General features: G+C 41.9%; 22 protein-coding genes. 6 read left to right on the top strand and 16 right to left on the bottom strand.

What is annotated here, in order from left to right:
* Positions 1 to 3: 3 nt before the first annotated feature.
* Entirely contained in the window at positions 4 to 327 is a 324-nt protein-coding gene (locus QM870_RS04125; RefSeq protein WP_001253404.1) for a potassium channel family protein, read from the top strand.
* Positions 324 to 1,373, top strand: coding sequence for a DUF389 domain-containing protein (locus tag QM870_RS04120; protein ID WP_414368726.1), 1,050 nt, complete (start codon positions 324 to 326; stop codon positions 1,371 to 1,373). The genes QM870_RS04125 and QM870_RS04120 overlap by 4 nt, the downstream gene beginning before the upstream one ends.
* 211 nt (positions 1,374 to 1,584) lie before the next feature.
* Here QM870_RS04120 and thrS read toward each other — a convergent pair whose 3' ends face one another.
* From thrS to QM870_RS04095, 5 genes are all read right to left on the bottom strand, one after another.
* Entirely contained in the window at positions 1,585 to 3,528 is a 1,944-nt protein-coding gene (gene thrS / locus QM870_RS04115) for a threonine--tRNA ligase (RefSeq protein WP_342986342.1), read from the bottom strand.
* An 87-nt stretch (positions 3,529 to 3,615) separates the two neighbouring features.
* Complete coding sequence (locus QM870_RS04110; protein ID WP_281137815.1) at positions 3,616 to 4,011, bottom strand: hypothetical protein; 396 nt, start codon at positions 4,009 to 4,011, stop codon at positions 3,616 to 3,618.
* A 301-nt stretch (positions 4,012 to 4,312) separates the two neighbouring features.
* A complete protein-coding gene (locus QM870_RS04105) occupies positions 4,313 to 5,635 on the bottom strand; it encodes a glycosyltransferase family 4 protein (RefSeq protein ID WP_414368724.1) in 1,323 nt (440 codons plus the stop codon).
* Between the two features lies 1 nt (position 5,636).
* Positions 5,637 to 6,635, bottom strand: a complete 999-nt coding sequence (locus QM870_RS04100) for an LTA glycolipid anchor biosynthesis glycosyltransferase, IagA/BgsA family (protein ID WP_414368722.1) — start codon at positions 6,633 to 6,635, stop codon at positions 5,637 to 5,639.
* Between the two features lie 102 nt (positions 6,636 to 6,737).
* On the bottom strand, positions 6,738 to 7,325 hold the full coding sequence (locus QM870_RS04095; protein WP_021153618.1) for a class I SAM-dependent methyltransferase: 588 nt from the start codon (positions 7,323 to 7,325) through the stop codon (positions 6,738 to 6,740).
* A 156-nt stretch (positions 7,326 to 7,481) separates the two neighbouring features.
* Between QM870_RS04095 and QM870_RS04090 the strand changes: the two genes are divergently transcribed.
* On the top strand, positions 7,482 to 8,072 hold the full coding sequence (locus QM870_RS04090; RefSeq protein ID WP_024055141.1) for a TetR/AcrR family transcriptional regulator: 591 nt from the start codon (positions 7,482 to 7,484) through the stop codon (positions 8,070 to 8,072).
* Positions 8,073 to 8,233: 161 nt separating this feature from the next.
* Here the strand turns inward: QM870_RS04090 and ccpA are convergent, their stop codons facing one another.
* The gene (gene ccpA / locus QM870_RS04085) at positions 8,234 to 9,238 is read right to left on the bottom strand and encodes a catabolite control protein A (protein ID WP_061591300.1); all 1,005 of its coding nucleotides are present in this window, start codon (positions 9,236 to 9,238) and stop codon (positions 8,234 to 8,236) included.
* Positions 9,239 to 9,398: 160 nt separating this feature from the next.
* On the opposite strand from ccpA, the gene QM870_RS04080 reads away from it, so the two are divergent.
* On the top strand, positions 9,399 to 10,481 hold the full coding sequence (locus QM870_RS04080) for a M24 family metallopeptidase (protein WP_272107021.1): 1,083 nt from the start codon (positions 9,399 to 9,401) through the stop codon (positions 10,479 to 10,481).
* Between the two features lie 239 nt (positions 10,482 to 10,720).
* Here the strand turns inward: QM870_RS04080 and QM870_RS04075 are convergent, their stop codons facing one another.
* The 4 genes from QM870_RS04075 to QM870_RS04060 all read right to left on the bottom strand — a co-directional run bounded on the left by QM870_RS04075 (position 10,721) and on the right by QM870_RS04060 (position 15,817).
* The gene (locus QM870_RS04075; RefSeq protein WP_045759708.1) at positions 10,721 to 11,170 is read right to left on the bottom strand and encodes an Rrf2 family transcriptional regulator; all 450 of its coding nucleotides are present in this window, start codon (positions 11,168 to 11,170) and stop codon (positions 10,721 to 10,723) included.
* A 99-nt stretch (positions 11,171 to 11,269) separates the two neighbouring features.
* Complete coding sequence (locus QM870_RS04070) at positions 11,270 to 12,124, bottom strand: metallophosphoesterase family protein (RefSeq protein WP_414368719.1); 855 nt, start codon at positions 12,122 to 12,124, stop codon at positions 11,270 to 11,272.
* 254 nt (positions 12,125 to 12,378) lie between these two features.
* The gene (locus tag QM870_RS04065; protein ID WP_414368717.1) at positions 12,379 to 15,102 is read right to left on the bottom strand and encodes an FtsX-like permease family protein; all 2,724 of its coding nucleotides are present in this window, start codon (positions 15,100 to 15,102) and stop codon (positions 12,379 to 12,381) included.
* 13 nt (positions 15,103 to 15,115) lie between these two features.
* A complete protein-coding gene (locus QM870_RS04060) occupies positions 15,116 to 15,817 on the bottom strand; it encodes an ABC transporter ATP-binding protein (protein ID WP_070595245.1) in 702 nt (233 codons plus the stop codon).
* A gap of 170 nt (positions 15,818 to 15,987) precedes the next feature.
* On the opposite strand from QM870_RS04060, the gene QM870_RS04055 reads away from it, so the two are divergent.
* Positions 15,988 to 17,334 (top strand): Nramp family divalent metal transporter, encoded by a 1,347-nt coding sequence (locus QM870_RS04055; protein WP_003013089.1) that lies wholly within the window; start codon positions 15,988 to 15,990, stop codon positions 17,332 to 17,334.
* A gap of 493 nt (positions 17,335 to 17,827) precedes the next feature.
* Positions 17,828 to 18,370, top strand: a complete 543-nt coding sequence (locus tag QM870_RS04050) for a TetR/AcrR family transcriptional regulator (protein WP_003008179.1) — start codon at positions 17,828 to 17,830, stop codon at positions 18,368 to 18,370.
* 416 nt (positions 18,371 to 18,786) lie between these two features.
* Here QM870_RS04050 and tehB read toward each other — a convergent pair whose 3' ends face one another.
* From tehB to QM870_RS04020, 6 genes are all read right to left on the bottom strand, one after another.
* Entirely contained in the window at positions 18,787 to 19,647 is an 861-nt protein-coding gene (tehB, locus tag QM870_RS04045) for an SAM-dependent methyltransferase TehB (protein ID WP_045759711.1), read from the bottom strand.
* A gap of 130 nt (positions 19,648 to 19,777) precedes the next feature.
* Positions 19,778 to 20,245 carry an SsrA-binding protein SmpB gene (gene smpB / locus QM870_RS04040; protein WP_129824036.1) on the bottom strand — a complete coding sequence of 156 codons (468 nt, stop codon included), beginning with the start codon at positions 20,243 to 20,245 and terminating at the stop codon, positions 19,778 to 19,780.
* Positions 20,208 to 22,568 carry a ribonuclease R gene (gene rnr, locus QM870_RS04035; protein WP_414368714.1) on the bottom strand — a complete coding sequence of 787 codons (2,361 nt, stop codon included), beginning with the start codon at positions 22,566 to 22,568 and terminating at the stop codon, positions 20,208 to 20,210. Before rnr ends, smpB begins: the two co-directional genes overlap by 38 nt.
* Positions 22,569 to 22,664: 96 nt before the next feature.
* Positions 22,665 to 22,898 carry a preprotein translocase subunit SecG gene (gene secG / locus QM870_RS04030; RefSeq protein WP_003008189.1) on the bottom strand — a complete coding sequence of 78 codons (234 nt, stop codon included), beginning with the start codon at positions 22,896 to 22,898 and terminating at the stop codon, positions 22,665 to 22,667.
* 41 nt (positions 22,899 to 22,939) lie between these two features.
* Complete coding sequence (gene rpmG, locus QM870_RS04025) at positions 22,940 to 23,089, bottom strand: 50S ribosomal protein L33 (protein ID WP_003005699.1); 150 nt, start codon at positions 23,087 to 23,089, stop codon at positions 22,940 to 22,942.
* Positions 23,079 to 24,278, bottom strand: coding sequence for a multidrug efflux MFS transporter (locus tag QM870_RS04020; RefSeq protein ID WP_414368776.1), 1,200 nt, complete (start codon positions 24,276 to 24,278; stop codon positions 23,079 to 23,081). Before QM870_RS04020 ends, rpmG begins: the two co-directional genes overlap by 11 nt.
* Positions 24,279 to 24,292 lie beyond the last annotated feature (14 nt).

The raw sequence follows: 24,292 nt of genomic DNA, 5'->3' as shown, positions 1-24,292 counted from the left end.
CAAATGAGACGTTTAAAAATGTTATGGCATATTATACAGGTTACGGGTTTTACTCGGTTTGCTCTGAGTTTTGTGACCTTTGTTTTTGGGTCAGGAGGCGTGCTTTTCCTAGTTGAACCTGCTATCACAAATTACGGAGACGGTCTTTGGTATGCTTTTGTGACTTCGACGACTGTCGGCTACGGGGATCTCCTAGCTGTGACCTTGATTGGAAGGATTACCAGTGTCTTCTTGACGATTTATGGGCTCATATTTTTTGGCTGTTTATCAGCTGTTATTATTAATTATTATACCGATTTAAATAAGGAAAGAGGAGAGGACAAATGACTGCCAATTATTCAACACGGGAATACCGTGAGAAATTATACGATGACCTTCATGTTCGATTGAGAGATACAGCGATTTTGATGTGTGCAATTTTTATTGCCTCTATCGGTCTAAATATGAATTCAACAGCTGTTATTATTGGAGCCATGTTAATTTCACCTCTCATGACACCGATTGTTGGACTGGGATTCGGTTTAGCTATTTTTGATACGCGTTTAATCAAGCAATCTCTAGAGGTTTTATTGACTCAAGTGTTGGTCAGTTTGCTTGTCTCGACTCTGTATTTCTGGATTTCTCCCTTGTCTTATGCAAGTAGCGAGTTGATCGCACGAACCTCTCCAACCATTTGGGATGTTCTCATTGCTATTGCTGGTGGGATTGCTGGTGTGATCGGTTCAAGGAAAAAAGAAGCAAACAATATCGTGCCAGGAGTAGCCATTGCTACAGCTTTGATGCCGCCTATCTGTACTGCTGGCTATGGTTTAGCTAATGGGAATGTACGATTTTTATTGGGGGCTCTCTATCTTTTCTTGATCAACTGTGTCTTTATCATGCTAGCCAACATTGTTGGAACAAGAATTTTGATGAGAAAATCTCCTTTAACTTCATTTAAAGAGCTGAGCATTAAAATGAGAATTGGCTTGATATCTTTGATTGTATTGTTGATTCTTCCAGCTAGCTATTCGGCAGTTACTCTGACAATAGAACAAGCGCGCAAAGAAGGGATCAAACAGTTTGTAGGAAAAGAGTTCGCCAATTATACGGTTATTAATCAAGTCTACAAGTCAAGTAACAATGAATTGGTCTTGACGGTTGTTGGAGATCCGATTTCAGAAGAAGAATTAGAAACACTCCACCAAAAACAAGCCTCTTACGGTATTCAATCTGTTCAATTGAAAGTCAATCAAGTCCATAATTCGACAAAATTAGATAGTGAGATGACCAAGGAATTTTATGAAACCATTAACAAGTATATCGATCAAAAACTCTCTGAAAAAGATTCACAAGATAACATCGTAAAAGAAATTGAGGCAGACAAGGACTGAGGATAGTCAACTTATCTAACTCGAGGAAGAAAATCTTGGGAGGATATCCTATATCCAAAAGTTAGTGGATAGAAAGGATCGTTGATGAGGATACTATTTGTGGTGGTTTGACCGATCACTACTAGCTCAGGTTAAACAAAATAGAAAAAGCAACAACTATTTCAGTTGTTGCTTTTTCTTACTAAAAAATATTTTTCAAACTGTGATCGTTTTATTTCTCAACACGAGATTTATTTGCAATATCTGCAAGAATCAATTCTACAAATGCATCTACCGGCATGGTTTCTGTTTCTTTTTGACCATAACGGCGAACGTTTACAGCCTGCTCTTCCATTTCCTTGTCACCAACGATTAATTGGTAAGGAATTTTTTGAGTTTGAGAAGCACGAATCTTGAACTGCATTTTCTCATTGCGTTCATCCACATCAGCACGAACACCACGATCACGAAGTTTCTTAGCTACTTCCCAAGCGTAGTCCACGTGTTTTTCGTTCGATACTGGGATAAGGGTTACTTGGTGTGGCGCAAGCCAGGTTGGGAAAGCTCCCTTGTAGTTTTCAATCAAGATCGCAGTAAAGCGTTCCATGGTTGAGATTACCCCACGGTGGATCATGACTGGACGGTGTTCTTCCCCGTCTGCTCCAATGTAATGAAGATCAAAGCGTTCTGGAAGCAAGAAGTCCAATTGGATAGTTGAAAGAGTTTCTTCTTTACCAAGAGCTGTTTTCACTTGGATATCCAATTTTGGTCCGTAGAAGGCTGCTTCCCCTTCAGCTTCATAGTACTCAACACCCATATCATCAACGGCTGCTTTCAACATGCGTTGAGCATTTTCCCACATTTCATCGTTATCAAAGTATTTGTGTTTGTCTTCAGGATCACGGTAAGATAAGCGGAAACGATAATCTGTCAAGTTAAAGTCTTCATACACATCGATGATCAATTGAAGGATCTTCTTGAATTCTTCCTCGATTTGTTCTGGAGCCACAAAGGTATGACCATCATTCAGAGACATTTCACGCACACGTTGAAGTCCTGTAAGGGCACCAGATTTTTCATAACGGTGCATCATACCGATTTCAGCGATACGGATTGGCAATTCGCGGTAAGAGTGCACATGGTGTTTGTAGACTTCAATGTGGTGAGGACAGTTCATTGGACGAAGAACGAATTCTTCACCATCACCCATGTCCATAGTTGGGAACATATCTTCACGGTAGTGATCCCAGTGACCAGAAGTCTTGTAAAGTTCAACTGAGGCAATTGGTGGAGTGTAGACGTGTTGGTAGCCAGCAGCGATTTCCTTGTCGACGATGTAGCGTTCCAATTCACGACGGATGGTCGCACCATTTGGCAACCAGAATGGAAGTCCTTGTCCAACTTCTTGAGAAATCATGAAGAGATCAAGCTCTTTACCAAGTTTACGGTGGTCACGCTCTTTAGCTTCTTCACGCATTTGAAGGTAGTTCTTCAAGTCTTTCTTGTCAAACCAGGCAGTACCGTAGATCCGTTGCATCATGGCATTGTCGCTATTCCCACGCCAGTAAGCACCAGCAACGTTGAGAAGGTGGAAGATTTGGATGCGACCTGTTGATGGGACGTGAGGTCCACGGCAGAGGTCTACATATTCACCTTGACGGTAGATGGTCAAACCACCTTCGTCTTCTGAGTGTTCTTCAATCAATTCCAATTTGTATGGATCGTTCTTGAAGATTTCACGCGCTTCATCCTTGGTCACTTCTTCACGAATAGATGGGAAGTTTTCTTTCACGATTTTCTTCATTTCTTCTTCGATACGAGGAAGGTCTTCGTTAGAGATTTGGCCAGCTTGGTTGTCTGTATCGTAGTAGAAACCATCTTCAATCGCTGGACCAACACCCAAATGAATATCTGGGAAGAGGCGACGAGCTGCTTGAGCGAATAAGTGAGCTGCTGAGTGACGCAAGATTGGAAGAGCATCTTCGTGATCAGGTGTCACGATTTCGATGCTTCCATCTTCAGTGATGGCACGAGTAGTGTCAATCAATTTGCCGTTGAATTTACCAGCAAGAGCTTTTTTAGCTAGGGAATTGCTGATGCTTTGTGCAATTTCAAAAGTAGTAACGCCTGATTCGAATTCACGAACAGCGCCATCAGGGAAAGTAATCTTAATCATGGTTTTCTCCTTAAATATTTATCGTATGTTAAAATTGAGGCTTGAAGAAATAGCAAAGGGTTAGTTATAAAGAACAATTATATTTGTTTATCTAACTGAATGATGCTTTAACATTTTCATCCTATAAATAAAACAAACAGTTGAAATAAGTAAATAACTTACCAAGGAAAGGATTAAAGACATATATTGCTCATCAGTCATTATTTTACTACCCATGTATATCCTTATCGGATAGCTTCTTAGTGCATTGAATAGATAAATACCAGCAGTAAGACTTAAAAGATATCCTGCTATCACGAGTTCCTTTTTCTTAAAAAACATTAAGATACCGAGAAAAGGAGCAAGAAATGGTATAAGAGGGATAAATGCCATAAATGCAAAGAAAACAATGTACGTTGAACCCCATAGACTAAGAGTTTTCATTAGCCATACATAGACTATAAAGTAGATACAGGCAATCACCCAGAACAATGTTTTCTTCATATCAATCTCCATCTTCACTTTTTGCGATTGACTATCCTCCAAACAAAAAAGCGACCTCCTCAAAAGGACGTCGCAACGTGGTTCCACCTTCATTTATGTTCCTCAAAAAAGAGGGACACCTCTGATTGGCTCTAACGTAGCCACCGTTTTATGTTTGCATAAAAGAATCACGAGTAGTCCCAAACCTATCCTCTACGCGATTTCCAGCCCCACGCGCTCTCTATCAGATTTCCTAGATTTGATATGTCTCTGTCAGTTATTATAGCACGATTGAAAAATTTTGCAAGAAAAAGTTTCATTTTCAATCAAAGAAATGAGTGATTTTACGGATTTTCTTCACTTGTTTGACCGAAGCCTTCATCATCTTCACAGATCCATTGACCGGAAGAGCAATCACCTTGGTCGGGATTTTCACAATGGTCTTAGACATTCGCTTGACCCGACTTTGCTCAGGATTCAAATCATTTGAAAAGTCTTTAGAGATGATTTTATCCAGGTAAAATTCGTAGACCCGACGGCCAAAGGTTGCTGCAGAAATATCATCAATCTTTTCTGCCCACTTGGTCTCGTCGATTGCAGGCATCTCGTCAATCGCTTCAAGAATCGCTTGGGCCAGATCGCTCTCCTCATAAAAGAGTTTCCCAAACATAGGGTCATCAATCACATGATCGAGATAAGGATTGCCATGAGCGATGATCGGGGTACCACTCGCAATACTCTCTAAATAGGTCAGCCCTTGCGTCTCACTCGTTGAAGCTGAAATAAAGAAGTCAGCCGCCTTATAATAGAGAGCTGTTTCATTGGGTGGGATCATTCCTGTAAAGACAACCGCATCTGAAACCCCAAGCTTTGCCGCTTGTTTTTTCAAATCATCTAGATAAGGTCCATCCCCAGCCACAATCAACTTGACTTTTTGATTGACCTGAAGGACATCAGGAAGAGCCGCAATGACAGCCTGAATATTTTTTTCATAAGAGATCCGCGACAGGCTCAATAAAAGCGTTTCATCATCTGCGACTTCATATTTTTCACGAAGAGCAGCTGTCTCTATCGGAGTGATTTCTGGCCGGTCAAACTTGGCCAAATCAATCCCTGTCGGAATAATGCGTTTTTCTGCCTTGACCTTGTACTTTTGGAGCAAGTCATAGACGATCTCGCTTGGGCAGATGACGCCGTCCAGATCATTCATATAACTTCTCACAATGTATTTGACCATACTTGGGCGAATGACCATGCCTCTCGCAATATAGCGGACATAGTCCTCATACTGGGTATGGTAGGTATGAATGACTGGAATCCGCAATTCGCGTCCAATCCAAACTCCCAAAAGGCCTAATGAAAACTCAGTCTGTGTATGGATAATATCCAACTGGTATTGCTTGGCAATGGCAAGTGCCTTTGAAAAACCACGATAAGCAACGCGGCGGTCCTTAAAGGCGAAGAAAGGCACACTTGGAATCCGAATAATTTGCCAATCTTCATAGCGGTTCACATCTTTATCCGTTGTCGTAAAGATAAAGACCGTGTGACCCAATTTTTCTAATTCTGTTTTGAGCGTCCGAATGCTGGTCGCCACTCCCGAAACTTGCGGGAAATAGGTATCTGTAAATAATCCTACACGCATCTTACATCTCCAAAACTGTTTGATAGGCTTCGACCAATTGATGAGCCACTAAGTCGATCGAACGACTCTCAGCGACCTTGTAGCCAGCCTCCCGCTTATCTACTTGTCCGTTCAAGACCTTGTTCAAGGAATCCACAAATTCATCCACATTGTGGCACAATTCAGATGAGCTCTCGTCGATCCAGCCATTGTATACGGGAATGTCCCGCAAGACCGTATGCTGATGACTAGCCAAGGCTTCTAAAACAACGATTCCTTCCGTTTCTTCATAAGATGGGAAGAAGAAAGCATCTGAACCCGTCATAGCCCCTTGGAAGACCGCTCCCTTGAAATAGCCAGGGAATTCCACATTACTAGGATGATCCTTTTCCACTATGCGACGAATCTTACCCGGAATGATCCATTTGTTAATCGATCCAAGCCAAATAAAGCGCACATCCGGCATGCGACGGGCCACTTCTACGAAATCTTCAATCCCTTTGCGTTTAAAATAAAGCCCTGCACAGATGACAACCTTTTGGTCTTCTTGGATATTAAAATGCTTGCGAAAGACTTCTTCTTTTTTCGGATCCTTCTTGTATTTTTCCAAATCAATTCCATTGGAGACCGCGATAATCGGTGTGGTCACCCCATAAGACTGAATCAGGTGTTTGGAATACTCAGATGGCGTGATCACATAGTCTGCCTTTTGGTACATGTGAGCCAAATACTTCCCAAACAAGGGCGCAAAAAAGTTAGACCCGATAAAGGAATTTTCAAAATCCTCACGGGTTGAATGGCCATGCATGATGACTTTCTTTCCACGACGCTTTGCTGCATGGAGCAAAAGGAAACTCCGTGGGCCATAGGTATTGATATGCACCACATCATAATCTCCTAAAATATCTGTCGTATACGGAATCCCAGCCAAATCAAGCGCATGCATTTGATGCTGCAAGGCTCGACCAATTCCTGATTTTTGTAAGACGGATTTTCCTTCTAAATACAGTAAAACTTTCATACCCTCTATTATACCGAAATAAAGAGTGCCCAGCAAGTCTCTACCTGTTTGCAGTATAAAAAAGAGGCTAGAACAGTTCTGTTCGAAATTTAAAATTCTATTTTATTTATATACAGTATACAAAATCCAATTGCGATTCTGTTTTTCCTCAATTTTTGAAAAACCAATACTTGTTAGTAACTGACTAAATTCATGACTTGTACGATAATCTGTCATATGATAATGTATTTTTTCTTTTTCAGAAGCAATTATCAAAGTAGAATTGCTGGACATGACTCTATAAACTTCTTGAAAACTCTTTTTTATATCCTTCCAAAAAATATGGGTCTGAATAGCAAATATTCTATCAAAATAGTTATTTTGATAAGGCATATTCTCCACATTTCCAATCTTAAGTTGGACACTACCTTTTCTTATGGAATCTGAATGAACACGTTGGGCAGTTCTATATGATTCCTTAGAAATATCAATACCATGAATCTCAAGATTTTTATTTAAAGCAAGAAGGTTCTTGATAGTACTCCCGCCACCGTAACCAATTTCTAAAATTCTATAATTATCTGAAATAGTAGTCTGTTTAATCGCCCAAAGACTAAGTTTTTTAAAATAGAATGACCATATTTTTGTGATGACTCTACCAATAAGACCACTAGGTTTTTGAGACTGCTTAATAAGAAATTCAGTTAACATTAAATATCTTCCCTCAATTATTATAAGTTTGAAATAACATTAATTATATTTCAAACTTAATTGTATTGTAAATATCAGATATCGTCAAGAATTAATGAAATAATCTGAGATAAATTTCAAAGTTGTGCTATAATTGATATCAAATGGAGTGTTCAAATGAATCAATATCAAAAAACAACAGAAAAAAAGAAGCAAGCTATTATTCAGTCTGCTCTTTCTTTATTTAAAGAAAAAGGGTTTAAAGAAACAAGTATACAATCAATTGCAAAAGTCGCAGAAGTTTCTCCTGTGTCAATCTACAATTACTTTGATAAGAAAGATAATTTAGTAGCTTTATGTATTAATGAATTGTTTAAAGACATCATACAAGAAGCTGAAAACATTCTACTCAGTAATATAGATTATAAATCAAAATTAAATCAAGCCTTAGCTTTATGTCAGAAAAAAATAAGCCAACAGATTTCTAACTACTTTCAAGAAAAAACGTTAGAGGATCCTACTTTTACGAAACTTATGACAAAAGCGATAGATGAGAAAAAGCGTGAAATATATCGTGCATATATTGAGCTAGGTAAAAATGAAAATATAATTGCTAAAGATTTGTCAACAGAGGTTATATTAAACGTCATGAGTGCTCTCAATAGCACAGGAAATCATCTATCTCCAAATAAAAACATAGAAGACGAAACAAAACAAATTCATCATATTTTGTTGTATGGTATTTTAACAAACTCTAGAACGATTTAATTGTAACTTACACATCAATATTTGAACCAACACTCATTCAATTTCACTTCATCATTACTTATGATTAATGACACATATAAAAAGAGGCTAGAACAGTTCTGTTCTAGCCTCTCAGACTAGTAGACACGTCTTCCCAAGTCGAGACTCTAGTCTACTAATCCTTATTTTTTGGTCGTTCCACGTTGGTTGATCGTATGAGACAAAAGCACTTCGCGTTCTTCCAACTCTTCTTTGTGCATGATCTTGGTCAACATACGCATACTAATCGCACCAAGGTCATACAAGGGTTGGCCAATCGTTGATAGATTTGGACGTGTGTAACGAGTTACTTGTGAATCATCACTAGTAATGATTTCAAAGTCTTCTGGTACTTTGATACCGTGATCAGACAAGCCGTTCAAGAGACCTGCAGCCAATTCATCACCTGTCACAAAAGCAGCTGTTGCTTTTGACGCAATGATGCGTTCTGCCAAGTTATAACCTTCATCATAACGGTATTTCGATTCAAAGACAAGTCCTTCGCTGTAGCTCAATTTTTTCGTTTTCAAAGCTTCTTTATAGCCAGCCAAACGGATTTTTCCATTGATATCATCCACCAATGGGCCACTTACAAAAGCAATTTTCTTATTGTGTTTTGCCAATTGTGCAACAGCATCAACAGTCGCTTGCTTGTAGTCGATATTGACACTTGGTAATTGGTGTTCTACATCGACTGTCCCAGCAAGGACGACTGGCGTCCGAGAGCGTGAAAACTCTGAGCGAATCTTTTCTGTCAAGTGATAGCCCATGAAAATGATTCCATCCACTTGTTTTGAAAAGAGGTTGTTTACTACTGAAACTTCTTTGTCATCGTCTTCATCGCTATTTGCAAGGACGATGTTGTACTTGTACATTTCCGCAATGTCATCAATCCCTTTAGCCAAGGTAGAGAAATAGCTGTTGGTAATGTTTGGAATCACAACACCGACTGTTGTGGTTTTCTTGCTGGCAAGACCACGCGCAACAGCATTTGGACGGTAATCCAAGCGTTCGATCACTTCCAAAACTTTTTTACGTGTATTTTCTTTAACGTTCTTATTTCCATTCACTACACGACTAACGGTTGCCATTGAAACCCCTGCTTCACGGGCGACATCATAAATCGTTACTGTATCGTCTGTATTCATAAGATTTCCTTTCATTATTGAAAATTTCGTTTTCATCCTCTAATTAATCCTATTTTATCATGTATTGTAAACACTTTCAAGTATTTTGGTAAAATTTTGTAAACTCTTGCTTTTTTAGGGAAAATTTGACAAAATAGATCCATAGAAAGAAGGTAGCATTATGTCTAAATTAGATCAAATCGTCGATTTTCTTGAAACTGAAAAAACAGACGTCGCTGTTGTATCTGATCCTGTCACGATCAATTACCTGACTGGATTTTACTGTGATCCCCACGAACGCCAACTCTTCTTGTTCGTCTATACAGACCACGAACCCCTTCTCTTCGTTCCTGCACTTGAAGTGGAACGGGCGACTGCTGTTGTCGATTTCCAAGTAGTTGGCTATGTAGATTCTGAAAACCCTTGGGAAAAGATTAAAGGGGCTATCGCTAAACCAGATGCCAAAACTGTTGCACTTGAATATGATAACTTGATTCTGACCAAGTACAATGGTTTGCGCACTGTCTTTGAAAAAGCGGAATTTACTAACTTAACACCACGGATTAACCGCATGCGCTTGATCAAATCTGCTGATGAGATCCAAAAGATGTTGGTTGCCGGTCAATACGCAGATAAGGCTGTCAATATGGGATTTGATGCCATCTCACTGGATAAAACAGAAACTGATATCGTTGCAGAAATCGACTTTGGCATCAAACGCTTGGGCTATGAAATGAGCTTTGAAACTATGGTCCTGACGGGGAATAATGCAGCTAACCCCCACGGTATTCCTGGAAGCAATAAAGTCGAAAACAATGCTCTCTTGCTCTTTGACCTTGGCTGTATGGTGAATGGTTATGCGTCTGATATGACCCGTACCGTCGCGGTTGGAAAACCGGATGATTTCAAAAAAGAAATCTACCACTTGACGTTAGAAGCTCAACAAGCAGCCATCGATATGATCAAACCTGGTGTAACCGCACATGACGTTGACCGTGCTGCACGGAGCGTCATCGAAAAAGCTGGCTATGGTGAATACTTCAACCACCGCCTTGGACACGGTATCGGTATGGATGTGCATGAATTCCCTTCTATTATGGAAGGAAATGACCTGGTGCTTGAAGAAGGCATGTGCTTCTCAGTCGAACCTGGGATCTATATCCCAGGTAAAGTCGGAGTCCGTATCGAAGACTGCGGCTATGTCACAAAAGACGGCTTTGGACTCTTTACAGAAACCAGCAAAGACTTGCTTTACTTTGACTAATCCTTTTGTAGATCCAAGTCGCAGCAAACAGAATGTTTCGTCAATAAATATAAAAAATGAGGCTGGGACAAAAGTCCTAGCCTCTTAATTGTTTTTGGATTGTCGAACAAGACGCAGTGGTTGAGTAGTCTCTACTACGCTGATTTCATCAGCTTTTACAGCCTACTCAACTGTTCGGAGGTGGGACGACGAAATCGAATTCTAACGAATGACCGATTTCTGTCCCACTCTCTTTTTTCTTATGAAACCGATTCGAGGTCCATTCTTTTCTGCGCGTCTTCTACGACTTCTTTTAGGCTGGTTTGAGCCATCTCTTTTTCCATAGCAGTCTGAATGTCTTCGAGCTTCCCATCTAAGACATGATGGATATTGTGACCTATTGGGCAATTTGGATTGGGGTTTTCATGGAAACCAAATAATTGGCCTGTCGAACCTAAGCATTCGACCGCTTGATAGATATCCAGCAGGCTGATCTCATCGGCTGCTTTAGCGAGTTCAGCTCCTCCTGTCCCACGCGCTACATGGATCAATCCCGCTTTCTTTAACTGAGACAAGGTCTTTCGAATAATGACCGGGTTCACCCCAACACTCTCAGCAATCATATCACTGGTCACCTTGGTACAGTCCCCTTTTAGGGCAATCATCACTAGTACATGGGTTCCAATGGTAAACCGACTCGAAATTTGCATGTCTTTTCTCCTTTCTGCCTGTTCTGAAAGTGACATCCATTGGACGATTGTCAACAGACGACTCTTACTACCCTTATTATACTAGTTTTTGTTGTAATGTCAACAGTTACACTTTTGAAAAAAGTCCTCTAACCAAGCATCGATTTCTCGATCATGACCTTCTCTCTGCTCAATCTCATGAAGTAGCTCATGATTGTGGGTATGATGAATGCCATTGACCAAACTTTCATAATACACTTGATAATAAGGAAGATGGAGATCTTTTGCGAGTTGTAGTTCTTTTTGGACATCATAGTCCACCCGTCTAAAATCAACATCTTTTAGGCCCATTTGATCAAATTCAAGAATAGCATACATGGCCCGAAGATCCTTGCGAAGATTCTTTTCCAAAAAGAAAGGTTGACCGATCGACCCAGGATTGATAATCAGTTCTCCTCCTGTCCCGTAGCGGAAAAACTGCTGGTGAATGTGTCCGTAGACTGCAATATCACAAGACGGATTTGTCACCAAGCGATCAAAATCCTTCTGCTCACCAATGTGGATCAATTCCCGACCCCAATTCTTATCGGGTAAGTGGTGGGTAATGCCGATCTTTAAACCGGCGATTTCTCTATGGACCTGCATGGGCATTTCCTGCATGGCTTCAATTTCCTGAGGCGTGATTTCTTCAAGAATATATTGACACTGGCGCATAAGGTAGCGATGACTTGGTCTAGTCTCATCCAACATCCCCCTCATGGCGCGCCAAAGACTATCTTCCCAGTTTCCAAGGACTTTAACCGTAATAGGAAGCTCCTCTAACAGCTCCAAAAGAGCGCGTCTGCCTGTTCCTGGCATCAAACTATCTCCTAAGAGCCAATATTCATCCACCTTGGCTTTTCGACTATCCTCTAGGACAGCTTCCAAAGCTGTCGTATTTCCATGAATATCTGAAAGTAAAGCAATTTTAGTCATGATCTTCTCCTACTATCCATTATAACAAAGAGTAGAAAAACTTCCACCCTGGGGTGAAAGTTTTATGAGAATTCTATGCTGCTCGAAATGAAAAATAAGGTTAGAGGACTCATTTTGTCGCTATCAGCTACGGGCTTTGTATCTTATAAACGAACACGCCTACAACTCTTTGGAAAAAGATAAATCCAACTAGAAGCGGACGCTTCGTCGTGGGATTTCCTATTTTCCTTTGAGTTGCTTAACGGCTTTGTATCTTAGTCTACTGATTTGAGGGCTTCGAGCATATCTACTTTTCGGAGATAATGGTCAACATAAATTCCTAACAAGACCAAAAGAAGGATCAGTCCTCCAACAGGGAAGAGGAAAACACCAAGTCCTACTTTGGGGTAAAAGAGAATGGCATCTGGTGCAATCATGGCAATAAGAAATTGATGAAGATAATAGCCACCCACTAATCCCATGAGGATCCCTATGATAGACAATAAGATGGTTTCGCGGTAAATATAGAGTGTCACTTCCTTATTATGGAATCCCAAGACCTTGATGGTCGATAATTCACGGATCCGTTCCGCCACATTGATATTGGTTAAATTATACAAGATCACGATAGCTAACAAAACCGATACAACTACTAGAATCATCATGGTGGTGTCCAACGATTTGGCAACTGAGTTAAAGAGGGAAATCATCGAAGCATTTTGACTGACTGCCTTCACAGCTGCAAGAGCCATCATGTCCCGACTAACTGCTTGCACTTGTTGTGTGGAGGAATTTTGCAGCTGTACCAAATAGCTGTTTTCTGAAGTCCGCTCTCCGTAGATTTTTTGGTAACTTGCCTGATCCATATAGATAAAATGGCCGACATAATTTTCAGTGATTCCTGCCACCTTAAAAGAGTGACCATCTAGGGTCAGTCGATCCCCAACTGTAACCTGGGCTAGTTGTGCTAGTTTGCTACTGATGATAACCCCTTTCTTTAGAGACAAAGATTCCCCTTGCTTGAAAGAACGCAGGCTGACAAAGGGAGAAAAATCTGCACAATCCGTAACCAACATCGTAACGGTCTGCTTGTCGTGTCCATTTTTTAAAGAAGCTTCAATGACCTTACTATAGATAGCTCGATAATCCTTGATGTCTGATTTTGCCAGACGATTGGTTAGTTCTTTGCTTTCTTGGTAGGAGGCATTCGTTTTTTTGGCTACAATCAACTCATAAGATAGGATCTCTTGAAATTGGCGTTTGGAAACACTTCCTACAGAAGATTGAATCCCTAGCCCTGCAAAGAGAAGAGCAACAGAACCCGCCACTCCAAAAATGGTCATCAGCATCCTTTGTTTGTAACGAAAGAGATTGCGAGCAGTAACCTTGTGCGTGAAATTCAGACGCTTCCAAATAAAATGGACACGCTCCAGAAAAATTTTCGAACCGGATACTGGTGGTTTGGGCAGTAATAAAAGATTGGCTTCTTCTTTTAATTCCTTACGAGCAACCCAGTAAGCTGGAAGCACACTCGCGACGAAAGACAGTCCAAGAGCAATCAGAGTAATATCCCTATAAAAATACTCTCTGCTCTCTCCTATAACCATCCCTTGCGTAATAATGTTGGAGATGATTCCCGATAGGAAATAATGCCCCAACAAGCTTCCTAGAAGGGTTCCAATCGTACCAGCAAAGAATCCATAGAGGACAAATTTGAGAATGATGTCCTTGGTTCGATAGCCCAACGCCTTAAAAACGCCTGCATTGGTCCGCTCTTCATCGACAAAGCGCGTCATCGTGGTGAAGGTCACCATGGCTGCTACCAGATAAAGAACGACCGGAAAAATATTTCCGATAGCAGAGATACTGCTACTAGCATTGCTATACATCAGGTAACCTTGTCCGCCTGGCATGGTCTTGCGATCATAAACATGATAAGTTGGAATTTCCAGCTGATCTCGCTCGGTTTTGGCTTTTTTTAGCTCCTCCTCTTTTTTTGCAAGTTCCTTTTCACCTGCAGTCCAGTCCTTCTTTTTCTGATCCAGTTGTTCTTTAGCTTGATGGATTTTTTCTTGACTGGCTACTCGCTCTTTAGCTGGCAGAAATGGAGCTAGTTTACTGAGCTGCGTCTCCTGCAAGTCTAATTGCTTTTGAGCCTGATCGATCTGATTCTTGGCTGACTGTAATGTTTCCTTGGCACGACTGAGTTCTTTCTGGCCTTTTTGGATCTGCCCATCCGCCTCCTTCTTGAGTCTTTGATAGCGAGCCTTTCCATTGTCTTTCAGAAGTTTTTCTAACTCTTCTTGGTGATCTTCTAGCCGTTTTTGGTAGGCTTGCGAAAAAGAATCCAAAGATCTCAGATCATCAAACTGGATCCGCGCCATCACAGGGAGTTTAGTCGTAAAGACCTCTTTTGAAACCAGAGCATAGGCATCCAGATTCCCACTGCCACTCATGGCAGTGCCTAAATTCTTTTGAGACCACATCTCAGAGGATTGAACAAAACCAACAATGGTGAATTGCTTTTGCTTTAAACTAGACCTAGTTCCCGCCTTTTCTTCAAGTGTGAGGGTATCCCCTAATCGATAACGATCCTCCCAAAAACTCGCTAGGGCCAATTCCCCTTCTTTTTGAGGCAGACGCCCCTTGGTCACACGAAAAGAAGAGAGACTCTTTGGGGGAGAAAAAAGTCGGATTGCCTTTCCTGTTCCTTTCAACGTCAGATCCAGCAGTGAACCAAATTCGACACGCGTCCCTTTGAGTCCTAAAAGCTCCTCTTGGTCTACCTGGTCTAATCCCAAGTCCCCCATGACAGCAAGATCTAGCATCTTTTGTTGCTGAATAAACTGGTTAGCCGTTCGATGCATATTTGGAGTAGTCACCTTTAAGCCTACCAAGGCCAAGCTTCCCAACAACATCAAGGTTAAGATGGAGAGAAAACGTCCTTTTGAATGTGTAAAGGAAGCAAATAGATCCTTCCAATAGACTTTTCGTTTCATGCTAGCACCTCTTCTAATACTCTAGTGTAGCAATATCTTGAGGAAGCTCATTGATTTCTACCGACTTGACCTTGGCATCATGCATGCGAATCACACGGTCTGCAATCGGGGCTAAAGCAGCATTATGGGTTACGATGATGACCGTCGCTCCCTTTTTACGAGACATGGCCTGTAAAATCCCCAATACTTGCTTACCTGTCTGGTAGTCTAAGGCTCCTGTAGGCTCATCGCAAAGGAGAATTTTAGGGTTTTTCGCCACTGCCCGAGCAATCGCCACCCGTTGTTGCTCTCCACCTGACAATTGGGCAGGAAAATTATCAAGACGATTGCCAAGTCCTACTTCTCTTAAAACGGCTTCCGGATCCAAGGCATCAGAGACGATTTCTGAAGCCAATTCGACATTTTCCTTGGCTGTCAGATTGGCTACTAAATTATAAAATTGAAAGACAAAGCCAACGTCATCTCGTCGATAATCCGTTCGTTGATGGGAATTGAGCTTAGAAATATCCACCCCATCAATCAGGACCTGTCCTTCGTCATTCGTGTCCATCCCTCCTAAGATATTGAGAACTGTTGATTTTCCAGCTCCTGACGCCCCTAAAATAATGACCAATTCGCCTTTTTCAATCTCAAAAGAAACATCCTGATTAGCGAGAATCTCCGTTTCTCCACTAGTGTATCGCTTGTAACAGTGCTGCATTTCGATGTAGGCCATTTTTTCTCTCCTCCCTCCTATTTCCTATCTATATTATAGTCCTTTTCGTATAGATTACAAAGAAATCGAGGCATCACCAATAGTGATTCTTCCTCATTATCATGAACTATTATAAATTTTATGCTATAATTAGAGAGAAATTTGATTTATTCTTAGAAAGAAGGCTCATCATGAGTTTACAACAGTTTGAAAGGAAATCTCTTCAAGAAATCAACCAGTCTATTGACGTGCCAAAAGGCATCCCCTTTTGGAAGACTCTTCTACTCTTTTCAGGACCAGGAAGTCTGGTAGCTGTCGGCTATATGGACCCGGGAAACTGGATTACCAGTGTGGTCGGAGGGGCACAATACCGCTACCTCCTCTTATCAGTGGTTCTTCTCTCCTCTTTAATCGCCATGCAGTTGCAACAAATGGCTGGTAAACTAGGAATTGTCCATCGTAAGGACCTGGCCCAAACAACCGCCCATCACTTGCCAAAATGGCTTCGCTATACCCTTTGGATTGTGATCGAGCTTGCCCTGATGGCGACAGATTTAGCAGAAGTCATCGGATCAGGGATTGCCCTCCACCTTCTTTTTGGCTGGCCCTTGCTTTTTTCCATTCTGATCACCATCTTTGATGTCTTTCTATTACTGGGGCTCATGCATCTAGGATTTCGAAAGATCGAGGCCATCGTATCAACCTTGATCCTCACGATCCTTGCAATTTTTGGCTATCTGGTATTCCTATCGAAACCAGATATCGGAGGAATCTTCGCTGGCTTCCTGCCTCAAAAAGAGGTGCTAGGAATTGGACTTCCAAAAGGAAATGAAGCCTTGACCTTGGCGCTTGGAATCATCGGGGCAACCGTAATGCCCCACAACCTCTATCTCCACTCTTCCATTTCGCAAACGCGAAAGGTGGACTACAAAGATCCAGCAGATATCAAACGGGCAGTGCGCTTTATGACCTGGGATTCAAATATTGAATTGAGTTTGGCCTTCGTCGTCAACTCCCTCCTCTTGATTCTTGGAGCGGCCCTCTTCTTCGGTCACGGGGATAAGATCGGTGCTTTTTCTAGCATGTACAATGCCCTCAAGGATAACCACATTGCCGGTGCTATCGCTAGTCCCTTCTTGTCCACCCTCTTTGCCATCGCTTTGTTAGCCAGTGGTCAAAATTCAACCATAACTGGGACCCTAACTGGTCAAATCGTTATGGAAGGTTTCTTGAGATTCCGCCTGCCACAATGGGTCGTTCGTCTTATGACTCGGATCATTGCCCTTCTTCCTGTCATCATCGTTGCGATCTTATTTGGAGATCAGGAACATGTCCTTGATGACCTTCTGGTTTATTCTCAAGTCTTCCTATCAGCGGCTCTTCCATTCTCCATCTTCCCTCTGGTTTATTTCACCTCCAACAAGGAAATCATGGGAGAGCATGTCAATGCGAAATGGAATACTTTCTTAGGCTATCTCGTTGCGATTGTCTTAACTATCTTAAATTTCAATTTGATCGTGACAACTTTTATCAAATAAAGAGAGAGTGGGACAGAAATCGATAATTCGTTAGAATTCGATTTCGTCGTCCCACCTCCGCACAGTTGAGTAGGGCTGTAAAAGCTGATGAAATCAGCGTAGTAGAGCCCACTCAACCACTGCGTCTTGCTCGACAATCCAAAAATAATTGAGAGACTAGGACTTTTGTCCCAGCCTCTTTTTATTTATTACACTCTCTTTTCCATCTTGTTCCTCCATTTCCTAAAAATTTCCTGACCATTTTTTTAGGAGGGAATTATTTTAAATCACTAATTGTTGTGAGGTTTTCACAAAATCTTGTCAGTGCCCGTCATTCATAAACTTGTAAAATTTTTGTACACTTTCCGTTATCTGTACAAAAATTAGAATTGTTGTCTAATTTATTCTTTTGGAGTATAATGCTATTTGTTAGTGCCGTAAAATTATTTAACATATAAATTATTTTAACGTCAAATAAATATAAACAGATTGATACAACTACAGAAAGGAACATATGGTACGCCAAAGACAAACAACAACCAAGTCAGACTTACGAAATGCGCTCTCAAAACTCCTCTTGCAACAACCTTTTGAAAGCATCACTATTCGACAATTAACTGAAACCGCTGGGATTAACCGCGGGACCTTCTACTTGCACTATGTCGATAAATACGACATGTTTGAGCAAATGAAAATGGACATGATGCAAGAATTGGATAGCCTCTTCGTTGAAGGAAGCCCTGTCAAGGTAAACTTTCTCAATGTCTTGACTGCTATTAAAGAGAATTATGATTTTATTTATGCATTGTCCCAATCCTGCTGCTCAGACTTCCGTAAACTAATAAGAAGTTTTACCCTCCATGCATTAGACGATACTCCCCATGCGAAAGAACACATCATTTCAGACTTTCAAGTTCCATACAAGTATGGGCTAGAAATTTTCATCGCTACAATCGAATCTGTGATTGTGACCTGGTTAGAATCTGGTGCCAAGGAAGAGCCAATCGAAATCGGGACGATCATTCTTAGCGTCTGCGACTTTGCTAACTGGAACTAAATTCCCCAACCTTTTCCTTCCTTTATGGAGAAGGTTTTTCTTTTTGGCAAATAAACAACATTCAGATCACCTTGTCCAACTTGTTTGTAGAAAGCAAAAAGGCAGGATCCTAACATCCTACTTTTAGAATGTAGACAAATTACTTTAAAGTAAAATAAGTTAAGCGATTTTGCAAAAAAAAATAAAAATGAGTTCCAATTTTTAAATCGATTCAAGAAAATACCGAAACTTTCCGCTGTGAGAAAAGTGCCTGAAACAATAACATTTCAGGCACTCGGGAGTTTTGAGACCCTAGGCTCAAAACTAAGTCTTGGAACTTCGAAGAAGTTCGCTGACGTCCGTACTCACCTAAGGAAAGTTTTTTATATGACTTTGTCTTCAATCTGAAGGCAGGATCTTAACATCCTGCTTTTTCTTTATTTTTTCTTTGCCAACATGGTTGCAAATCGAAGTTGAATCCGATGGCCATTTTCATCTCGACGATGGAGATGGCCTGGATTTTCATTGTACTTGACCAACTCCCAATCCTTGTAATACTCCGCCAATTCTCCTTCTTTAAAGGTGAACGAGAAGGGCATCTGGCAGGGATAATCTTCCGTATCCATGGCACAGACAATGAGATTGTAGCCACCTGGATTGGTATGCTCTTGCATATTGCGGATAATCGCTGGAATCCGATCAGCCTCTAAAAACATGAGGACCACAGTCGATATGATGAAGTCATAGTTTTGGGTAAGAGCTGCAGCATTGATATCATAGAGTCCCACTGGCATCTCTAGATCTTCCTCAGCGACAATACTTTGTAAGATCTCAAGAGCCAGTTCATTTTGATCCACTGCTGTCACGTCAAAGCCATGTTGGGCCAAAAAGAGGGCGTTGCGGCCTTGCCCGCATCCTAGATCCAGCGCCTTTCCAGCTGGGACAATTCCCACTGCTTCTAGCACTTCTGAATGGACAGGATTGGTGTTGTATTTTTTGGGGAAATAGTCTTTTGGCTCACAGTAAAATTCTAGGTACCACTCCACATCGTCAGTCGCCGCTTCGACACGATGCCAGGCCTGGGGCTCGGCCATGGGGTTCTCTGCTCCTGCTTCAAAGAGGTGGCTCGCGATTTCTTCCCCCTCTTCGGTCAATTCAATAAATCGTAACTGACCCTTTAAAACAGTAATCTTTCCCCAGGTTCCTACCTTGGTATTGTGCTTTCTTTGAAGAGCTTCTGGCATGGTATCCTTGGTCCAGATAGGCATGCGCTTGTAAGCAATCAATTTTTGTGTCATGCTGCTTCTCCTTTTTCTTTCTGTACCCTTATCATACAGAAAAAAATTCCTTTTTACAAGTTGGAAAAAGGAGAGCCCATCTCCAAGAAAAAAGACAGATCTGAAACGAGTTTCAAAACTGCCTTTTTCTTTAACGTGTATTGTATTGTTTCATGACCCGTGCGATGTCTCGGTTTTGTTCCCGACGTTTGATGGATTCACGCTTGTCATAATCATGTTTCCCTTTAGCAAGCCCCAAAAGCAATTTGGCATAGCCGTCCTTGAGATAGACCTTCAAAGGCACCAAGGTCATTCCGGTCCCTTTGGTGTCTTGGTCCAGCTTTTGGATTTGCTTTTTATGAAGAAGGAGCTTGCGACGACGGTCTGGATCTTGGTTCCAGATATTGCCTTCCTCATAAGGGGCAATGTGGACATTGCTAAGCCAAACTTCGCCATTTTTTACTTGTGCAAAGCCATCTTTCAAGTTAATGTGTGCTGCACGGACACTTTTGATCTCTGTCCCCGTCAGCACCATCCCTGCTTCAATCGTATCCACGATGGTGTAGTCATGTCTCGCCTTTTTATTTTGCGCGACTACCTTTCCTTCGCCCTTTGCCATGTTTGGCTCCTTTCTTTGCTACTTCCTTGTAAAATGGTTTCTTCCCTTTTTTCTTTTTGGATTTAGAGGAAGAATCTTTCCGCTTGTCATCTTTTCTAGCAGTTGATCCCTTAGAAACTTTTTTGTCCTTGCGTCTGCGATCCCGGCGATTGCCATCTCGGTCACGTCCTTTAGACTTGAGGCCTTTTTCAACGACATCCCATTCACTTGGAATATAAGAGAAATCAATCTCTCCGGTCATCTTGTCGGCTCTTTCTACCTTGATTCGGATTTGCTGACCGACACGGAAGGTCACTCCGGATTTTTCCCCGCGAAGGGTTAGATCTCGTTCGTTAAAATGGTAGAATTCAGGGAGATTGGTAATATGGATCAAGCCTTCAACCGTATTTGGCAACTCCACAAAGAGGCCAAATTTTACCACACTGGAAACCACGGCATCGTACTCTTCCCCAACATAGTCTTCCATGTATTCTGCCTTCTTCATGGCTTCTACTTCGCGCTCCGCATCAATAGCTCGACGTTCCCGACTAGAGGATTGGCTGGCAATGTCCGGAAGGACTTGTTCAAAGTGTTCAGCTACTTCTTGGGATTTTCCATATTCGCGCACCATTCGATGAACCATCAGGTCCGGATACCGACGGATGGGACTGGTAAAGTGGGTATAATACTCAGCAGCAAGCCCATAGTGGCCATGGTTATGCTCTGAGTAGCGAGCCTGCTGCATCGAGCGCAACAACATCATCGAAAGGACATCTGCATAGGGTTCCCCTTCGACCTTGCGCATAATTTCTTGCAGGGCTTCTTGGCTCATCTCACTAGCCGTTCCGTAGATTTGGATCCCGAAGCTAGAAGCATAATCGATAAACTTCTGTACTTTTTCTGCCTTTGGATCTTCGTGGATCCGGTAGATGAACGGCAGTTCTAGTCGTGTAAAGTGCTCCGCCACTGTTTCATTGGCAATCAGCATAAAGGACTCGATCATCCGCTCAGCAATTCCTCTTTGACGAAGGACGATATCGACCGGTTTTCCTTCTTTATTGACCAGGATTTTAGCCTCATTGGTATCAAAATTAAGGGCGCCGCGACGAATCCGCATGCTTTCTAGAATGCCATGCAAGGTGGCCATTTGATGAATACTTGGGACAATTTTCTTAAAGGTTTGAGCCTTTTCTTCGTCGCCCGCTAAGATATCATTGACGTCGCTATATGTCATTCGGAAGGTTGTATTGATCACTGTTTGGGTAATGGTATGCTTGACGACCTTGCCATGAGGATCGATCTCCATGATGGCAGACTGGGTCAGGCGGTCCACATTCGGATTTAAAGAACAGATCCCATTGGAGAGACGCTCTGGCAACATGGGTACTACTCGGTCGGTCACATAGACAGAAGTCGCCCGATTAAGAGCTTCCTTGTCGAGTGCTGAACCTTCTGTAACATAATAAGAAACATCTGCGATGTGAACACCCAGCTCAAAGTTGCCGTTCTTGAGTAGCTTGATATGGACTGCATCGTCCAAGTCTTTGGCATCTGCCCCATCGATGGTAAAGGTGATCTCCTCTCGCAGATCTAACCGTCCCTCTAAATCCTTTGCAGACGGTGCATCTGGAACCTGCTCAGCCTCTTTCAGCACTTCTTCTGGAAATTCTGAGACGATGTCCATGGATTCTAACACTTCCAAGACATCGATTCCTGGATCTGTTACATGACCGACCACATCCCGTACCGTCGCCACAAAATAATTGTGCTTGCGGCTCGGGTATTGATCAATTTCGACCTTGAGGATTTCGGTCCCTTCCAATTGGATGGCTGGCTTCTTCACATAGATCAGCTGGCTGATCTTTTGATTTTTCGAACGAATGTAGCCGGCATATTTAGGCTTTTCCTCATCCAGAACGATTTGTCCAACTACCGTTTTAATGCTATGCTCCAAGACATCAATAATCTTAGCTTCTGCTGCCGTTCCCTTGTTTCGGTCTGCTACCTTGGTAATGACGATCTCAACGGTGTCCCCATCGATAGCGTGATTAACATCATTTCGGCCAACAAAGAGGTCCTCTTCTTCACCTTCTAAACTGACAAAGCCAAAGCCATTTTTATGCGCATGAAAGATCCCCTTGAGGGTAATAGCTGGGGCCTTCTTTTGAGCCAAACGAAGAGAGCCATCATCTTCGAATTTCAACTCATGGCGGCGTTCCATCAGAGAGATGGTTTTGACCAAGTCACGGAAATCCTTAGACCCTTCCTTTCCTAGAGCTGCTGCCAGATCATTGATCTGGGCTTTGTCATGCTCTTGTAAATATTCTTTAATACTTGTTTTCATTGATTTATTTGCTGGTTATCCAGCCTCCTTTTTTCTATCTACTTGTGTCTTTGTTTTACAAAATAAAAATAGGCAAAGACATTGTCTGAGCCTATCTTATCTACTAGAAAGTACCATTAAGATCATCGCGATCAATAACCAAAAGAAGATCATAATAGCTGTTAAACGCTGCATCACGGCTTCAAACCCGCGCGCTTTTGAACGTTCAAACAAGTCATTTGAACTTGCGTCAAAGACGTTGCTCGATTGGTTTTTTGTTGGTTGCATAAAAATTGCGATAATAATCAATACTGATAATACTAGTAAAATAGTTGTTAATGCTCCGCTCATATTCAAAACTCCTTAAAATCTTCACTATTATACCATGAAAATCATTTTGATTCAATATGTAAGGTTACTTTTCTTTCCTTGGGACAATACTTCAAGACCTCGATCTTTTCAGGATGGGTTTTGGTATTTTTACTGGTCAAATAATTCTGACTCCCACAGCTGGTGCAGGTCAATTGAACTTTAATTCGCACGTACGTCTCTCACTTTCAAATACTTTCTAAATAAGAATAAGAGGAACATCAAATCGGTAAAGGCCAAAAGGGCTGTACCGTAAAATACCCAATGATAGCCAAAATGCATGAAAATACTCGATCCCATCATTGGCCCTAACACGCCACCTAAATAATAAAAGAGCTGGTTGTAGCTAAAGATCCGAGAAATCCCTTCAGGAGGGGTTAAACGATTCAATAATGCAGAAACTCCTGGTAGTAGGGCCCCTGTCCCGATCCCAAAGAGGAAGCGTAAAATCCCTAACTGAAGGGGTGATTGCGCTTGGGCACAAAGGATATAGAGACAGCCACTATAAAGAAGGGCGATTAATAAGAGCCGGTGATTCCCGATTCGGTCTCCGAGTTTTCCCATCCAACCTGAAAAGAGCATACTGGAGACTCCCATGGCTGAAACAATCATCCCCGATACAAAGATCAAGTTGTCTCTTTGTCCCAAAGCCCGCACATAAAGAGGCAGGATTGGAGAAATAGATTGGGCGATCATTTGAATGGTCATGCTGGTCAAAAAGAGTCCCAAGAGGATATCTTTTTGCTGAATGGACATGAGCAACTCCCAACTGGATTTTTGTTCTTCTTTTGGAAGTGGCTCATACTCTTCCTCAATGCCCCAGAAGGTTAAGAGGGAAACCAAAAATAAGAAGAAGCCGACCAAGAGAAAGACATTGCGCATTCCCAGATTTTCAGCAATGAGTCCCCCAATCAAAGGCCCCATCAAGGTTCCAGCCACGACACCGGTCGACAAAGTCCCTAGGGCATAGCCGGATTGGTCCTTGGGAACTTGACTGGCAATCAAGGCTGTACTATTAGGGACAAAGCCTGAAAAGACCCCATTGAGCAAGCGCAGGACCAAGAGCCAAAAGACGGATGGGACAAAGGCAATACCTCCCATGGTCAGCGTCATGGCAACGGAAGCTCTAAGCATCATGGGTTTTCGACCATAGCGGTCGGCTAAGCTCCCCCAGATGGGAGACATGATCGCAGAGGTTACAGAAGAACTTGCGACGGCAACCCCAGCATAAAAGGGAACAGCCTTGCCCGTAACACCCAACTCTTCCACAAAGAGGGCCATAAAAGGAACGACTAAAGAAAGGCTGGCTCCGATGAAAAAGCACCCGATCCAGGCAATATATAGATTTTTACGCCAATTGATTTCTCTTGTGATAA

The sequence above is a fragment of the Streptococcus parasanguinis genome, from assembly GCF_047463195.1.
Lineage (GTDB): Bacteria > Bacillota > Bacilli > Lactobacillales > Streptococcaceae > Streptococcus > Streptococcus parasanguinis_R.
The sequence above is the reverse complement of the archived record's forward strand: the minus strand, read 5'-3'. Positions and strand labels throughout refer to the sequence as shown.

What these genes read in the sequence shown, in the direction of transcription:
- QM870_RS04125 (WP_001253404.1), top strand. Translation starts at nt 4, where the DNA reads ATGAGACGTTTAAAAATGTTATGGCATATTATACAGGTTACGGGTTTT.
- QM870_RS04120 (WP_414368726.1), top strand. Translation starts at nt 324, where the DNA reads ATGACTGCCAATTATTCAACACGGGAATACCGTGAGAAATTATACGAT.
- thrS (WP_342986342.1), bottom strand. Translation starts at nt 3,528, where the DNA reads ATGATTAAGATTACTTTCCCTGATGGCGCTGTTCGTGAATTCGAATCA.
- QM870_RS04110 (WP_281137815.1), bottom strand. Translation starts at nt 4,011, where the DNA reads ATGAAGAAAACATTGTTCTGGGTGATTGCCTGTATCTACTTTATAGTC.
- QM870_RS04105 (WP_414368724.1), bottom strand. Translation starts at nt 5,635, where the DNA reads ATGCGTGTAGGATTATTTACAGATACCTATTTCCCGCAAGTTTCGGGA.
- QM870_RS04100 (WP_414368722.1), bottom strand. Translation starts at nt 6,635, where the DNA reads ATGAAAGTTTTACTGTATTTAGAAGGAAAATCCGTCTTACAAAAATCA.
- QM870_RS04095 (WP_021153618.1), bottom strand. Translation starts at nt 7,325, where the DNA reads ATGTTAACTGAATTTCTTATTAAGCAGTCTCAAAAACCTAGTGGTCTT.
- QM870_RS04090 (WP_024055141.1), top strand. Translation starts at nt 7,482, where the DNA reads ATGAATCAATATCAAAAAACAACAGAAAAAAAGAAGCAAGCTATTATT.
- ccpA (WP_061591300.1), bottom strand. Translation starts at nt 9,238, where the DNA reads ATGAATACAGACGATACAGTAACGATTTATGATGTCGCCCGTGAAGCA.
- QM870_RS04080 (WP_272107021.1), top strand. Translation starts at nt 9,399, where the DNA reads ATGTCTAAATTAGATCAAATCGTCGATTTTCTTGAAACTGAAAAAACA.
- QM870_RS04075 (WP_045759708.1), bottom strand. Translation starts at nt 11,170, where the DNA reads ATGCAAATTTCGAGTCGGTTTACCATTGGAACCCATGTACTAGTGATG.
- QM870_RS04070 (WP_414368719.1), bottom strand. Translation starts at nt 12,124, where the DNA reads ATGACTAAAATTGCTTTACTTTCAGATATTCATGGAAATACGACAGCT.
- QM870_RS04065 (WP_414368717.1), bottom strand. Translation starts at nt 15,102, where the DNA reads ATGAAACGAAAAGTCTATTGGAAGGATCTATTTGCTTCCTTTACACAT.
- QM870_RS04060 (WP_070595245.1), bottom strand. Translation starts at nt 15,817, where the DNA reads ATGGCCTACATCGAAATGCAGCACTGTTACAAGCGATACACTAGTGGA.
- QM870_RS04055 (WP_003013089.1), top strand. Translation starts at nt 15,988, where the DNA reads ATGAGTTTACAACAGTTTGAAAGGAAATCTCTTCAAGAAATCAACCAG.
- QM870_RS04050 (WP_003008179.1), top strand. Translation starts at nt 17,828, where the DNA reads ATGGTACGCCAAAGACAAACAACAACCAAGTCAGACTTACGAAATGCG.
- tehB (WP_045759711.1), bottom strand. Translation starts at nt 19,647, where the DNA reads ATGACACAAAAATTGATTGCTTACAAGCGCATGCCTATCTGGACCAAG.
- smpB (WP_129824036.1), bottom strand. Translation starts at nt 20,245, where the DNA reads ATGGCAAAGGGCGAAGGAAAGGTAGTCGCGCAAAATAAAAAGGCGAGA.
- rnr (WP_414368714.1), bottom strand. Translation starts at nt 22,568, where the DNA reads ATGAAAACAAGTATTAAAGAATATTTACAAGAGCATGACAAAGCCCAG.
- secG (WP_003008189.1), bottom strand. Translation starts at nt 22,898, where the DNA reads ATGAGCGGAGCATTAACAACTATTTTACTAGTATTATCAGTATTGATT.